Origin of the sequence: Maribacter ulvicola (genome assembly GCF_900155985.1) — a bacterium.
Lineage (GTDB): Bacteria > Bacteroidota > Bacteroidia > Flavobacteriales > Flavobacteriaceae > Maribacter > Maribacter ulvicola.
Genome location: NZ_FTMA01000015.1, coordinates 1 through 15,428, shown reverse-complemented (window position 1 = coordinate 15,428; position 15,428 = coordinate 1). Strand labels below are relative to the sequence as shown.

8 protein-coding genes are annotated in these 15,428 nt (G+C 38.4%); all 8 read right to left on the bottom strand.

What is annotated here, in order from left to right; all coding sequences use genetic code 11:
• Positions 1-5: 5 nt before the first annotated feature.
• The 8 genes from bglX to BW936_RS19060 all read right to left on the bottom strand — a co-directional run bounded on the left by bglX (position 6) and on the right by BW936_RS19060 (position 15,331).
• A complete protein-coding gene (gene bglX, locus BW936_RS19095) occupies positions 6-2,276 on the bottom strand; it encodes a beta-glucosidase BglX (protein WP_076551452.1) in 2,271 nt (756 codons plus the stop codon).
• Between the two features lie 21 nt (positions 2,277-2,297).
• Positions 2,298-3,092, bottom strand: coding sequence for a carboxylesterase family protein (locus BW936_RS19090; RefSeq protein WP_076551484.1), 795 nt, complete (start codon positions 3,090-3,092; stop codon positions 2,298-2,300).
• Positions 3,082-4,506, bottom strand: coding sequence for a glucoamylase family protein (locus BW936_RS19085; RefSeq protein WP_084182150.1), 1,425 nt, complete (start codon positions 4,504-4,506; stop codon positions 3,082-3,084). The genes BW936_RS19090 and BW936_RS19085 overlap by 11 nt, the downstream gene beginning before the upstream one ends.
• The gene (locus BW936_RS19080; protein WP_076551450.1) at positions 4,503-5,861 is read right to left on the bottom strand and encodes a glucoamylase family protein; all 1,359 of its coding nucleotides are present in this window, start codon (positions 5,859-5,861) and stop codon (positions 4,503-4,505) included. The genes BW936_RS19085 and BW936_RS19080 overlap by 4 nt, the downstream gene beginning before the upstream one ends.
• Positions 5,862-5,902: 41 nt before the next feature.
• Complete coding sequence (locus BW936_RS19075) at positions 5,903-7,702, bottom strand: LamG-like jellyroll fold domain-containing protein (protein ID WP_076551448.1); 1,800 nt, start codon at positions 7,700-7,702, stop codon at positions 5,903-5,905.
• A 12-nt stretch (positions 7,703-7,714) separates the two neighbouring features.
• Positions 7,715-9,262 carry a RagB/SusD family nutrient uptake outer membrane protein gene (locus BW936_RS19070; protein ID WP_076551445.1) on the bottom strand — a complete coding sequence of 516 codons (1,548 nt, stop codon included), beginning with the start codon at positions 9,260-9,262 and terminating at the stop codon, positions 7,715-7,717.
• Between the two features lie 10 nt (positions 9,263-9,272).
• Entirely contained in the window at positions 9,273-12,311 is a 3,039-nt protein-coding gene (locus tag BW936_RS19065; protein WP_076551444.1) for a SusC/RagA family TonB-linked outer membrane protein, read from the bottom strand.
• 263 nt (positions 12,312-12,574) lie between these two features.
• Positions 12,575-15,331: a helix-turn-helix and ligand-binding sensor domain-containing protein gene (locus BW936_RS19060; protein WP_076551442.1), complete on the bottom strand. Its 2,757-nt coding sequence runs from the start codon at positions 15,329-15,331 to the stop codon at positions 12,575-12,577.
• Between the last annotated feature and the right edge of the window lie 97 nt (positions 15,332-15,428).

Sequence of the window (15,428 nt, the reverse complement as noted above, 5' to 3'; positions counted from 1 at the left end):
TAGAATTATTCCAATTCAAAATCGGCAGACATTTCAGCATTTGAATTACCACCAACAAATACCTTAAATTTTCCTGGCTCCGCTACAAATTTTAATTCGCTATTGTAGAATTTTAAATCATCTGCGGACAGGGTTAGGGTCACCGTTTTTGATGCACCCTTTTTTAGAAATATCTTTTGAAATCCCTTTAGTTGTCTTACGGGCGGGGTAATGCTACGTACCTGGTCCTTTAGATATAATTGTACTACTTCTTCACCGTCATAATCGCCCGTATTTTTCACCCTAACAGAAACGTTTATGGATTCCCCTTGTTTAAATTTATCTTTATTTACCGCAAGTTCACTGTATTCAAAAGAAGTATAGCTTAAGCCATAACCAAAGGGGAATAAAGGAGAAATTTCACTATCGAGGTAATTGGATTTAAATTTTTCAAATTGATGTGTGGGCGCTGGTCTACCTGTATTTTTCATACTATGATAAATGGGAATTTGACCAACATTTCTAGGCCAACTTGCCGTAAGTTTCCCTGACGGATTGTAATCTCCAAAAAGCACATCGGCAATGGCGTTACCGGCTTCAACACCCGGATTCCAGACTTGTAGAATACTTACCGGTAAATTAAACTCCTCTGAAATGGTCAATGGTCTACCGCTAAATAAAACCAATACTACCGGTTTTCCGGTGTCCACTAGAGCATTGATCAATTTTTTCTGGCTTTGTGGTATTGAAATATCTGTTCTGCTTGCAGCTTCACCGGCAAATTCTGAAGCTTCCCCAACAACAGCAACGATTACATCTGCATGCTTACTATTTTTCAGGGCTTCAGATAACATAGCTTCAGGAGTTCTTGTATCGATATCTACACGTAATCCAAACACATTGGCACGCTTAGCAAGCTCAGTGTCATTGGTAATATTGGCGCCTTTGGCAAAACTGATTTTAGCTTTTGGAGCAACATTTTTTAATCCTTCCAACACCGGGATTGATAGTTGCGGATCGCCCGTAGGTGCCCATGTCCCCAACATATTATTTTTGTCATTCGCCAATGGACCTACCAATGCTATTTTAGCATCTTTTTGTAACGGTAGCACATTGTTTTCGTTTTTCAACAATACAAAAGATTGTGTAGCAATTTTTCTGGCTGCTAATCTATTTTCAGCTGTAAGAATGTCTTTTGCCGGTCTAGAGGTATCTGAATATCTATATGGGTCATCCAATAAACCTAGCTCATACTTTGCTGTCAATATTCTTCTACAAGCAATGGTGATGGCTTCCTCCGTTACTTTTCCTTCTTGTACAGATTTTTTAAGGGTCGTTAAAAAACCTTCGCCCACCATATCCATATCCAATCCCGCATTTAGTGATTGCGCCGAAACGGCTTGTAAATCTCCTGATCCGTGAGCTATCATTTCATTTACAGAGGTATAATCTGAAACCACAAATCCTTTAAAGCCCCATTGTTTTCTCAGTAAATCCGTAATCAACCATTTGTTCCCTGTGGCAGGTATACCATCAATATCATTGAACGATGTCATAGCACTACCCACACCAGCATTAACGGCAGCTTGGTAGGGCGGTAGGTACTGATTGTACATTTTCACCTTGCTCATGTCCACAGAATTATAATCTCGCCCAGCTTCTACGGCACCGTAAAGAGCCAAGTGTTTTACCGTGGCCATCATTGTGTGTGATATGCTTAGGTCATCACCTTGGTACCCTTTTACCATTGCCGTTGCAATAGCAGAACCTAAATAAGGATCTTCACCAGAGCCTTCAGAGATTCTTCCCCATCTGGCATCACGAGATATATCCACCATAGGTGAGAAGTTCCAGTTGATACCATCTGCGGTAGCTTCTTTTGCCGCCATTTTTGCAGCGTTTTCAATCAACTCCATATTCCAACTTGCCGCCACGCCCAATGGAATAGGGTAGGTGGTCTTGTACCCGTGAATAATATCTGAACCTATTAATAACGGAATTTTTAATCTAGAATTTTTAATAGCAATTTCTTGAGCCTGCCTTACTTTTTCAGGTCCGGATACGCCAAACAGACCACCTACTTGACCTGCTCTTATTTTTGCCTCTACATTTTCGCTCACTACAGATCCCGTGGCAATACCGCCACCGGGAGTTAATAGGTTTAGTTGCCCTATTTTTTCCTCTAAGGTCATTTTGCTTAATAACGATTCAACCTCGGGTATGGTCTTTTGCCCTGTCATTTTATAAACGGCAAAGATTAATATTAGAAGCGGTAGTATTTTATATTTTTGTTTCATAGATATCAGGTTTAGTAACTCTTACTTTTTGTTTAAGGTATTAGAGAAAAGCCATGGTAATAATTCTGGTTCTGCAAAAGCAGGGTCCCAGCTATTGTGGTTGGCATAATCATATAAGGTAAGCCGGGGGAAAGCTTCCTTATGTAGAAGTGCCGTAACCATTTCCATAGTATGTAATGGGGCTACAACATTGTCTTTAGCACCGTGAAATGCCCAAATGGGTATTTTTTTTGCGTAGTTAGATACGTATTTAGGATCACCTGCCCCGCAAATTGAAATGGCAGCGGCAAAACGGTCTGGGTTTCTAGCTAATAATTCATAGGTTCCCATGCCGCCCATGGAAAGGCCCATAACATAGATTTGATTTTTATTGACGATTTTTTTATTTTGAAAATCATCCAATAAATGCAATACCAAGCCCATTGCTTTGGTGGGTCCTTTTTTAAACTGAAAATTCAACTGTACGGGGTAGTTGCTACGATCCACTTCTACCTGTGCCCAATAATCATCTGCTGCACATTGCGGCATAATTACAATGGCAGGAAATTCACGTCTGTTATTCTGATCAAGAAACATAGCGCTACCGTGTATAAGTTGCTTTTCATTGTCATTGCCTCTTTCACCTGCCCCATGTAAGAACAGTACTAACGGATACGCTTTATTCGTATCAAAATTTTCTGGATACAGAATTCTGTATTGCAAGGTATCTTCTGCAGCTATCAGTTCTTTTTTCTCGAATAGATCAAGATCTTGTGCAGAAGTGATAAAATTGCAAATAACCCATAAAGCGAGAAAAAGAAAGTGTTTATTGTTCATAGGAAAAACCGAGTTTATTAAGACCATTTTGTACGTCTTCGTTTTGCATAAAAAGTTTCCAAAGTAGACCAGTTCTGTAATTTTCTATCATTACAATTTCAGGACCTTGGTCAATGGCCAAATACGCTTCTGCTACCCAAAAATTGTTTTGTGGACTAAAGGCATCATAAAACCCCGCAGGTCCTAATAGTTTATCTTTATTTTGATAAAAATAGCGTAATGCTTTTAGCGATTCTTCTGGTGTGTAGGGCATAGAACTTATGGCTGCTGTTGGTGAAATAACGCCTAAGTCATTGCTTGGGCTATGGGCATTATAACCTATAGAACCATTGGTGTTTCTAGAATAACTAGCGGTTAGTCCCCAGCAGTTTTCGCCATAATCCATATAGTTCTTCGGATTATCTACGCAGTATAGATAGTTGATTTTTGAATGGTTTACGGCAGCATCCCAATAATTGACAAAATCATCATTTAAGCTCTTTGGATTAAGACCCAAATAGGAGTAATGTGCCCAAAATAAAGGGCCTCCTTTTGGGGAGTTTCCAGCGTGATCCACCACCAACGGAATATTATAGGCACTAGTAAGATCTGTTATAGATCCGTTAGATGCCCAACCATTGGTATAGACCTCCTTCTCAATAGCATAATCTGGTGACGCGGCAGCCATTACATAAGTGATCATTACTTCATTATAGCCTTTTAATTCTAGGTTGATATCAAATCCAAAATTGGGGCTCCAGTGCCAGTAAAGGCTATTTTGGCCTTGTGTATACCAATTCCATTCAACACCTTTCCAAAGTGCATCTGCCTTATTGGCTAAAGTTTTTTCTGCATCGTCACCATTCTTAAAATATTCCTTTATACAGATCAAACCTTGTGCTAAAAAAGCAGTTTCTACCAAGTCGCCACCATTATCCATTTCGCTAAATGGCCTAACGTTACCGTTAGTGCCATTTAACCAATGTGGCCAAGCGCCGTGAAAACGATCCGCAGATGCCAAAAAGCTTAGTATCTGATCAATACGTGCTACGGATTCGCTACGGGTAATAAAGCCTCTTTCCACACCTACTAACAGTGCCATTAATCCAAAACCGGTGCCACCAATACTTACGGTATTAGGGTCGTTTGATGGTTCGTTTGGGTGAAAACGTTCACGAGCCGCACCAGAATTAACCTCTGCATAGTCCCAAAAATACTTGAAGGTTTCTTGCTGGGTGAAATTCAACAGTTCTTCATCTGAAATCTCTGGTACTTCTGGTTCTGTTGGAATTTGCGGAAGTTCAGATTCGCCTGTTGGGGCATCTGGTTCAGATGATGAACATGCCGTTACCGATATCAGTAAGATTCCAAAGAAAATAACGAACGTCTTATGAAGTATTCGCTTTATGTACTCAAGTCGGTTTTGGTTTCTCATTGTGGTGATGCAACTGAAAAACCTAGTTTATCCAAGCCTTTAACAACATCTTTGTTTTTCATAAAAAGCTTCCAGAATAGTCCACTTCTGTGATTTTCTATCATCACAGGAATAGGACCTTGGTCAATGGCCAAATACCTAGGTAATACCCAGTTTTTTTCCAAGCTAAAGGCATCATATGGACCATATTTACCAATAAGCGTATCATGTTTTGTATACAGGTTTCTTAATACGGCCATACTTTCTTTTGGAGTATATGGCATAGAAGAAAGTGCTGCGGTAGGTGAAATAACGCTTATATCCCTGTCTGGTCTATGTCCGGCATATCCCTTAATGGAATAACTGGATGTAAGTCCCCACAAATCTTCACCATAACCTTTAAAATTCTTAGGGTTATCTACGGCATACTTGTATTGGATCAAGGCATGGTTACGGTTTAACTCCCAATAATCTGCATATTGGTCTTTTAATCCTTTAGGGTTTAATCCCGTAAAAGAATAATGAGCCCAGAACATAGGTCCTACAGGAGAAGCATCACTTTCATAATGATCTAAAACGGTAGGTAGGCCATAGAAAGTGGTATCTTTAGTAATAGCTCCATTTCTAGCCCAACCTTGGTCATAAACTTCTTTTGAAATGGGGTGCGTAGGAGATGCCGCTGCCAAAATGTACATGACCAATGCTTCATTGTATCCACCCACAGGGAAGTTCATATCCCATTCATATTCTGGTGACCAGTGCCAGTACAGTACATTTTCACCTTTGGTGTACCAGTCCCATTCTACTTCTTCCCATAGTTTTTGTATATGTTGCGCCAAGGCTTGTTCTCGCTCATTTCCGTCCTTGAAATATTCTTTAACGGTCAATAATCCCTCAATAAGAAAAGCGGTTTCCACTAAATCACCACCATTATCTTTTTTGCTGAATGGCGTCATTTTACCATCAGGTGTTAGCCAGTGTGGCCATACACCATGAAAACGATCGGCTTTGTCAAGAAATTTTACAGCTTTTTCAAGTCGCTCAAGACCCATTTCGCGAGTAATTAATTCTCTCTCAATACCTACTAAAATTGCCATGACACCAAAACCTGAACCACCAATAGTAATAATATCCTTGTGGTGTGTTGGGTAAATATCATCTAAATGAATTCTTTCACGTGCCAGACCAGATGTAGGTTCTGCACCTTCCCAGAAATAATTAAATGTTTGTTTTTGAACGGAATCTAATAATTGCTCATCCGTAATTTTAGAATGTTCCACATTATCACCTTGATCTCTAAGTTTAGACTTAGACGATTTACCATTACAGCCTACTAACAAAGTTGCCGCCATCATTGAAACTAAAATTGTCCTCATAAAAAATCTCCTACATTAATTGAATTAAACTATTATTTTGATTATAAACCTGATTGTCTGATCTCTTGAATTTCTTGCCGGCTCAATGCTTTGTTGTACAACCTAAGCTCATCTATAAAGCTCAGATCAAAACCGTGGCCCCATTCTGTAAAACGAGGTGCACCTGAACCAATGGATAATACATCGCAACCTGTCCAATCTACTCCCGTGAAATCGCCTTGTGATACAACTTCACCATTAAAATAGACGACACATTCAGTACCTGAGATGGTAAATGCCAAGTGTACCCAGTCTGAAGCGGTAGGGTCTAACGCAGCGGCATCACCACCATCAAACCATGATTCACCTTCGCCATTACCTACATTTAATTTAAATACCTGTCTTGTGGCATCACCTTCCCTAAAGAACCGGAATCCGTTGGTACGTTTGTTCTGTACATCAGGGTATCCTGCATTATCTACATCCTCAGGACCCATAACTAAGATGGAACCTCTTGTTGGATCTGCATTCAATTTATACCATAAGGTGGCACTGAATTCCTCTGTAGTAAGCGCTCCGGATTCATTTGTAGGGAACGTTAAATAAGAATCTGTAGCACCGGCATATGCATTATCACCTTCTACGCTTTCACCGGCATAACCTGGTGTACCTACAACGGTAGCGTCAATATTTCTAAAACGCTCGTTGTAACTACCATCAAAAGGCATATAGAACATTTCACCATCAAAAGTAGGAGGGTAGGAAGAAACGAATTCACCTGAATCGTCCGCCATTATTTGTTGAACTTCTTCTTGAGAAATTGCTCTATTGAAAATACGAAGTTCGTCCATTAAGCTTTCATCGGACAAGTGGCCCCATGCTGTAAAGTTAGGTGTGCCCGACATGATGGATAGTACATTAACATCTGTCCAATCAATACCTGCAAAAGCTCCTTCAGTAGCAATTTGACCGTCTATATACACTACCGCTTCAGAACCTGAAATGGTAAGTGCTAAGTTTACCCATTCTCCAGTAGTAGGGTCTACATCTGCAGCCTCGCCGCCATCAAACCAAGTACCATCTGCACCAGTACCAGCATTCAGCTTAAAGCGTTGCATACCATTTGCATTTTCACGGAAAAATCTAAATCCTTTAGAAAGGTCATTGTTTGCGCCGTCAATTAATGGCGGACTCAAGGTCAATACACCGGCACGGTCTGGCGTGTTATTTATTTTCATCCAGAAAATAGCACTGAACTCGGCATTTTTAAAACGCTCGGCATCTAATGTCAAATACGTATCCGTAGCACCTTGGTATGAGCCATCGCCTGCAATATTATCTTCGCTTATGGACGGACTTCCAAATTCTTCCGCTTCTTCAAAACTGATCAAATCTACATATGCACCATCAAAAGGCATGTATAAAATTTCACCTGGGTATTTAGAAACATAGGCAGGTTCTTTTGTAAAGTTGACCATACCGTTTGTGGTTTTACCATCTAGGTCAGTTGCGGTAACGGTAAGTACATGCTCACCATCTGCAAGTTGGTTGTAAACCAAATCGTCAACTACCAATCTTCTATAATCTAAAAAATCAGCATAGCTTTTAATGGAGTTTCCATCTAAAGCAACATTTACCGAAGCCAATTCAATATCATCTTGAGCTTCAAATTTTATGGTAATGGTTGCTAATTCTTCGTTCACTTTTACCGCTAAACCTTCGGTTGGTGAAGTAATGGTGATACTAGGAGCCGTTTCATCTGCACCAGGGTCAACTTCGGTTAGTGAGTCGATACCATCTTCGCAGGCCACCAAAAGAAAGGTAGCCAACAAAAAAGTAATTATATTTTTAAAATGTTTCATTGTAGTTCGTTTTTAGTTAGCTATTTCACCCAATATTGGAAACTCGTCAATCTGATCTTGATGGTAGGTTACAAAAGCCTTGTCTTCGGTAAATGTTCTTCCGTCAAAACTTAGTTCATCATATCTGCCTAATCGTACCATATCAAAGAAGCGTTTTCCCCATTCCATAGAAAGCTCGGCATATTTTTCATCTACGATCTGGTCAAGAGTTACCCCGCTTAAAGGCGCCATATTTGCCCTTGAACGTACCAGATTAACCGCCTCATCAGCAGTCATAGCTGAATTATTCGCTCCTTGCACCAATGCTTCGGCGTACATCAACAAAGTTTCTGAGTAACGAAAGACAATATTGTTCTTGTTACTACCATATTCGGTACGACCAGGTATTAGTTGATTTGTAGGTAAATAGTGTTTGCCGCTTGAAAATATAGACCGCACGGTAGATGTATTTTCATCACCATCTCTTGTAGTTGGTGAAACAAATGACGGTAACGTCTCTGCAGTGTAAGAGGTGGTAGCAATTAAGCTATCAATTCCCTTTTGGCTAAAGAAAACAGAAGTTTCTAAACGCTCGGTTTCACCTCTATCCAACATAAATTCAATATATTTTAAGCTGGGTTCAAAAAATCCCCATCCGTTACTAGAGCCATCAACTTCTGGATTCCATGAGTTGGGACCATACGGAGCATATAAATGACTAACCCTGTCGCCTTCACCATTTCCAAAATCAGAGTATTGAAATTCAAATAAGTTTTCATCGCTAAGTTTACCCGGAGTTTTGAATAACTCATAATAGTCAGGAAACAACGTAAATTTTCCAGAAGCAATAATTTCACCTGCAGCATCTGCAACGGCTTGGTAATTTTTCAGTTCTTGATTGGCTTCCGCCTTTATCATTAAGGCAGTGTATTTAGTTACTCCGCCAGGTAAATCTGTACGTTCATTTGGTCTTAAATCCAGTAAGAATGGTATGGCCTCATCCATTTGATCAGAAATGTGTTGCATTACTTCAGCTTTACTTGGTACCGATGTTACATCTGCGAAATCGTTAAGATCAGATGAAGTAGGAATGAATACCGAACCATATACCTGTGATAATTGAAATAATAATACCGCTCTAAGTACTTTTGCTTCTGCGATATATTGATTTCCTAAAGCGATACCTTCATCATCTGCAAACTCCATATACCTTTCTATCTGTTCCATACCCGTATGGGCGCCAATGATATCTCCGTAATACGTTTCCCATAAGGTTCTAGAACCAAAGAAAGAGTTGTCGTATACATAGCGATCTTGATTTTTTAGACCTTGTTGGTCACCTGCTGCATTGACATCGTCACCTCTTGTAGCAACTACCAATGGCTGCTCCCAACCTCTATCTGCAACGGATTGGTAAACCCCAATTAGTGATAAGACCATATCATCGGTTTGTGAAAAATCTGTTCCGCCGGCAAAATTGTTATTTAACTCTGGTTGATCCAGATCGTCGGAACAACCTATTAGTACAGTACCTAGAAAGGCTAAAAGCACTGTTAGTTTATTTACTTTTATAAATTTCATAGCTGTATTTTTAAATTTTAATATTTACACCAAATGTATACACACCCGGTATTGGATAGGTTTGGGCGTCTCTACCATCTGAAACCTCAGGAGTAAAACCGTTGTAGTTGAAGAATGTTAACGGACGCTCCGCAGTGATGTAGAATCTAATATCAGGATTAAATTTTCCATTTAATTTAGGTAGCGTGTACCCTAAGGTTACGTTCTGTAGTCTTACAAAATCTCCCTTTTCTACAAAGAAGCTATTCAAGAATTGATTGCTCCATGGGTTTCTAATTCCCCTTGCAGATGGGTAGCTATTGGTGCTACCGGCACCGTTCCATCTATTTACCGCAAAATCCCTATCAATATTGGCATCTGGAGTCTGACGTACGGCAAAACGCTTTTGGTTGGCGATCACATTACCGCCTTGTCCAATGACATTTAAGTTAAAATCCCAAGCCTTATAATTCATACCGAAGTTGAAACCGAAAGAATAGGTAGGCAGGTAAGAACCAAGATCCACTCTATCTTGTGCATCGATCACCATATCTCCGTTTTGATCCACAAACTTTAAATCGCCAGGGGCCACGGTCAACCCGTCAGCAATGGCAGCTTGTGCAGCAGGGTCAGCTTGAATTTCTTCGTCCGTTTGGTATACTCCGTCAACTTTTAACCCGAAAAACGGACTAATAGTTCCGCCAACAACGGTACGTTGTGCAAGGTCACCACCAGAAGTAAGATTTTCTTGTCCAGCTAAATCAAGTACCTCATTATCTAAAGTAGAAAAGTTACCGCCCACACTAAAGCTAAAATTCTCTGATACTTTCTGATTCCAGTTGGCAACAATTTCAAAACCTGAGTTTCTAATAACACCAACATTTTGTCTAGTTTCGCCAGGAACCAATAATCTAGATACCGGTATTACGGCGTCACGAGTTTCCCGAACATAATAGTCAGAATCTATCGTTAATTTATTATCGAATAACCTAGTAGTTAACCCTACATTAGTTTCTGCGGTTACTTCCCATTTTAGTGCTTCAAAATCACTACTGGTTACAAGACCAGGGTAGCGAACATCGCCAAATACACCATCTACCGCGTTTGATGTAATGCCGCCAGTACTAGAGGCAACATTGGCATTACCCAATTCACCCCAACTAGCTCTAAGCTTTAAAAAGTTTATAACGTTGCTATTCTCTAAGAAAGATTCTTCAGAAACTACCCAGCCCACACCAACAGTAGGGAAATAGCCCCATTTTTCTTGGTATTTACTGGTACCATCTGCTCTAAACGTACCATAAAGAAGGTATTTGCTGTCAAAGTTATAAGCAATACGACCAAAATAAGAGAAGAAGTATTGTCTTAGTCCATCATCACCAACACCATCGATATCTATTGAGTTGGCAAGATCCAAGTAATAAGATTCATCACCAATTCCTGGTCCGTTAGGAAAATTAAGACCTTTGGCTTCTAATTGCTCATAAGAACGATCCCTGTATGAAGTACCGACTAAAGCCGTTAAATTATGATTCCCGTACGTGTCATCATAGGTTATGGTATTATCCCAAGTTTGTTCAGAAAAGGTGGCATTTCTTTTTACCAATTCTGCATTTTCCCTAAAAGCGTTACCGTTTCCAAAAAAGTAGGGCAAACGTACTTCTCTGGTTTCAGTAGTTTCAAAATTGTGATAAAAAGCAGTTTTTAAAGTCAATTTATCGGGTACCAACTGGTAATTAAGATCAACTGTAGTCAGCGTATTTCTAATCTTGTCTCTGTTCTCTGTATTTTCCATTACTGGAAAAGGATTTTGTGTACCTCTGTACCCTAAATCTTGTGCGTTGGCATAAGGTCTTGGATATGCCTCTGTTTTTGAAGGGTCAAGAACAGGCATTGTAGGAGTGGCATAATATGCCAATGCAAACGCAGTGCTTTCAGGTCTGTATCTTGTAGCATTACTAAAGAGGGTAGAAATACCAATATCTAAACGATCGGTAATATCAACATTGACTTTAGAACGAATATTAAACCTTTCGTAATCGTTCTTCATGTTTAAAATTCCTTCTTGTTCAAAGTAGTTTAGCCCTAAGGAATAAGTTATAGACTCAGTACCACCGGCAACGCCAATACTATGGTTTTGCTGTAATGCGTGACGCAGAATAAGATCGTACCAGTCTGTATTTACATTGGGTACATTAGGGTTAATTCTACTTCTGCCATAACGTTGAATAGCATTGTCTATAGATTGTGCTTCTGCAGTAGATCCAGATTCTCTTGCTAGGGTAGCAAACTGTTCAGAATTGGATAATTTAACAACGTTTTGAGCTATCTGTACACCTTGGTAACCATTATAAGTAATTTCCGGTTTCTGGTTTATTTTACCAGACTTAGTTTGGATCAGTACTACACCATTTGCGGCACGAACACCGTAAATTGCGGAAGCAGAGGCATCTTTAAGTACAGATATAGTTTCAATGTCTTCCGTATTTAAAAAATCGATGTCATCAAAGAACGTACCATCAACCACATATAAAGGGTCAGAGGCACCGCCCACATAGGAACCGATACCACGAACACGAATTGTTGGTCCCGTACCAGGTGCACCGCTACTTACTACTTGAAGACCCGCAACCTTACCTTGCAATGATTGCATAGCGGCACTAGTAGGTGTTCTAGTAATATCTTCGGTTTTAATTGTTGTGATGGATCCTGTAAGATCCGCTTTTTTCTGTGTTCCATAACCCACCACTACAACTTCCTCTAAAGCCTGAGAGTCCTCAGATAAAGATACATTGATAGTCGTTTGATCGTTCACAGCAATTTCTTGTGTAGCGTAACCAATGTAGCTAATTACAAGTGTACCATTGTTGGGTACATTATTCAATGCATATAAACCGTCAAAATCAGTTTGGGTTCCTGTTGTAGTACCTTTTATAATAATACTTGCACCGGGTAAAGGTTGACCACCTTCATCGGTAACAGTTCCCGAAACTGAAATCTCATTTTGCGCAAAAACCGCCAAATGGGTCATTAAAATGCAGAATGTTAAAAATTTGATTCCTATTTTCATAATTGTTTAAAAATTGAGTTCTAAAATTATCAAGTTGTTAATTTGGACAGCAAGTTATCAAAACAAATAGCCGTTAAATTTTATTCAACTACATAAAAAGTACATCAAGCCTAGGTGTACGTCGTAATCCTTTAAATACAAGGTTTTGCAGTAGTTCTGATGTTAAATAAAAAGTAAAAATTAACGTATTGATGTAGTAATGATGTAGACAATTAACGCATTGTTAATGGCTGTCATCGTTATTTAAAAGAGAAAAGCTTGTTCTATTTGAATTTTATGAGATAATTAGACAGGTTTTGAGAGCTGTCAATGTTCAGTTTCTTGCGAAGGCGGTACCTGTGTATTTCAACACCACGTACAGAAATACCCATTAAAGGAGCGATCTCTTTTGTGGTATGATTCATTTTAAGATAAGCGCATAACCTTAAATCTTTAGGGGTAAGTTTAGGATACTTTTTTAGAAGGTTTTCAAAAAAATCTTCATGTAGTTCCTTAAAACTTACCTCAAAATGTTTCCAGTCTTGATCTTCGTTCATAGAACTATCCAGTTTTTTGGATAGCGATTTAAAACGTTGCTTATTGGTAAATGCTTCTTGGTTTAAGGCAATGAGATCTTTTAGTTCAATAATCAATTCATTTTTCTTGGCAACACTCATGGTTGTTCTAGCAAGTTCTGTTTGTTTTCTTTTAATTTCTTTTTCTAGTTTTTCTTTCTCTATCTGTGCTAAACGTTCTTCTTGCTCTCGCTGCATTTGAACTTTTAATATGTGGTGTTTTTTGGCTAACTTTTGCTTGTTGTACCATCGTACTAAAAGAATACTGGCAATACCTATGAAAAAGTACCCCAGTAAACTCCAATTAGAAAAATACCACGGGCGTAGTATTTTAAATTTAATAATTTTGGGTTCAGAAAGTTCGTTTCCAATACTGACAGTATGTATTTTCAAGGTATACTCTCCAAACGGTAAATTTTGAAGAATTATAGCGCCATGGTCAAGATAGCTAGATTGTGCTATGGTTCCGTTTAGTTCATAATAATAGGTATACTTGTTAAAGCTACCTGCTGCAACTTCTATTCTAATGGTTTTAGAGGTATTAAACGGTACTTTATACTCCTGTTCTTTTAATTGGTGGGTTTCATTACCGTCTATAAAAGAACTTACCCTTGGTGTTGGTAGATCTACATTTTTTAGCTCGTTCTCAAACCTGTTCAAGTTGAGCTTACCAAAACCATCTGTAAGGGTGAAATAATATATAGAATCATTATAGCTTACTATAGTTTCCGTTTCTATAGCCAGTCTTTTCCTCAGCTGGGCATCATCTAAAGTGAATTGATTTTCTCCAAGATCGGTATGAATAATTTTCTTTTGATTATCATTATCAAAAAACCAATAGCGAGTTGCATTATAATTTACCAAGTTCATATCCTTGTAATCCTTAAACTCTTCAAATTCTGAAATGACATCTGATATGGGGTCATATTTATACCAATTACCTTCACTGGATAATATGATCTGATTTTTAATGTTATATAATTTAATGTTATAGGTGTTGGGAATTGCTCCAGTTTTTATTTCTATAAACTCTAACACTTTTGTGTGTTCGTCGTTCATTTTAATCTTAAAAAGCCCCTTGTATGGGTGGGCGGCCCATACCGTGTTTGCGTTTTCAAAACAAAGTTGCTTTACAGGAAAATCAATACCTGTTACCCGACTTGAAATCCATTTTCCATTTTTACCTTTTTTGAAATTTGCCAGACCGGTATAAGTACCTTGAATATAAGAGGATTCTGTTTCCGGTACTTTTACCAATTGGTAACCTCCAGAAATATCAGATACTTTATTTAATGTGCCATCCTTTAAAATAAAGGTACCGGTATTATGACCACAAAAGAGATCACCATCAATAACTTCCAAATCCCAAACATGTCCTTGAGAACCGGGTACAAACTGTAATTTGTTATCCCTAAAATAATAGATGCCGGTATTACTCCCTAAATAGAGTTCATTATTATAATCAACAAGGTCATAAACGGTGCCTAAAACTCCTGTGTGGTCAGTATAATAGGTAATTGGGTTGTTTAATTGAATTTTATCAATACCATTATCTAACCCTAGCCATAATTGCTCTTTATACTGGAGCATGGCTAAAACAGTATTGTTTTGAAGCCCTAATGCCTTGTTTAGATTCTGAAATGTATTCCATTTAATGTTATAAGTGTAGACTCCGTTTTTAATGGTGCCAAATGCAATGGTGTTGCTGTCTAACGCTAATACTTTGTTAAGTTGGTGCTCTTTAAGCTCATTGTTAATGGTATCATCCAATAATGCAACTTTCCCATCTGTAAGTAAAAAACAGCCGCTTAATTTAGTGCCAATAATTAAACTGTCTCCAAAGGGAACCATATCTACAATGGTCTTTCCTTCTAATATTTCTTGAGACTCTAATGGGGTAAGGGTATTGTCTTTGATCCAATATAATCTACGTTGTTCTCCTGCTACAATGATTTGATTTTTATACTTGGCAATAGTAGTAACGACAAAAGGAGCGTCTAAAACTGAAATTTCATTGTTCTTATAAATGTATACGGTAGAAAAAGATCTAAAAATGATGGCATCGTTAAGTTGTATAATTTGCCAGAATTCCTCATTGGTAAATTCATGATCCTTAATTAAATGGGTTAATGAGGTATAGACTAAAGAACCGTAGTCATTCATCTGCCAAAATCCAAATTCTTCATAAGATCCGGTAAATATCTTGCCATTTACATAGGCCACCGATCGTATAATGGTTTTGTTGGGTAATTTATAGAGTGTCCAGTTTTCACCGTTAAAATGTAATAATCCGTTATTATTAGCAACGTATAGTTCACCATTCTCATCAATGGTCAGTCCCCAGTTTTTACTTGCGGCATTATATTCATAACTACTGTAATTCTGAATAGGAGGTGAAAGATTTTGTCCAATATTCCAAAAAGGAATAAGATATAAGGTGATGAGAAAAAATAATTTAGTTTTCATCTTGACCTCCTCCCTTTAAACCGGACCGTTTAATACTAGAGAAAACCGGGCGAATAAATGTTTAACTTTAAATAGATTATTTGCTTATGAAACGATC

What these genes read in the sequence shown, in the direction of transcription:
- bglX (WP_076551452.1), bottom strand. Translation starts at nt 2,276, where the DNA reads ATGAAACAAAAATATAAAATACTACCGCTTCTAATATTAATCTTTGCC.
- BW936_RS19090 (WP_076551484.1), bottom strand. Translation starts at nt 3,092, where the DNA reads ATGAACAATAAACACTTTCTTTTTCTCGCTTTATGGGTTATTTGCAAT.
- BW936_RS19085 (WP_084182150.1), bottom strand. Translation starts at nt 4,506, where the DNA reads ATGAGAAACCAAAACCGACTTGAGTACATAAAGCGAATACTTCATAAG.
- BW936_RS19080 (WP_076551450.1), bottom strand. Translation starts at nt 5,861, where the DNA reads ATGAGGACAATTTTAGTTTCAATGATGGCGGCAACTTTGTTAGTAGGC.
- BW936_RS19075 (WP_076551448.1), bottom strand. Translation starts at nt 7,702, where the DNA reads ATGAAACATTTTAAAAATATAATTACTTTTTTGTTGGCTACCTTTCTT.
- BW936_RS19070 (WP_076551445.1), bottom strand. Translation starts at nt 9,262, where the DNA reads ATGAAATTTATAAAAGTAAATAAACTAACAGTGCTTTTAGCCTTTCTA.
- BW936_RS19065 (WP_076551444.1), bottom strand. Translation starts at nt 12,311, where the DNA reads ATGAAAATAGGAATCAAATTTTTAACATTCTGCATTTTAATGACCCAT.
- BW936_RS19060 (WP_076551442.1), bottom strand. Translation starts at nt 15,331, where the DNA reads ATGAAAACTAAATTATTTTTTCTCATCACCTTATATCTTATTCCTTTT.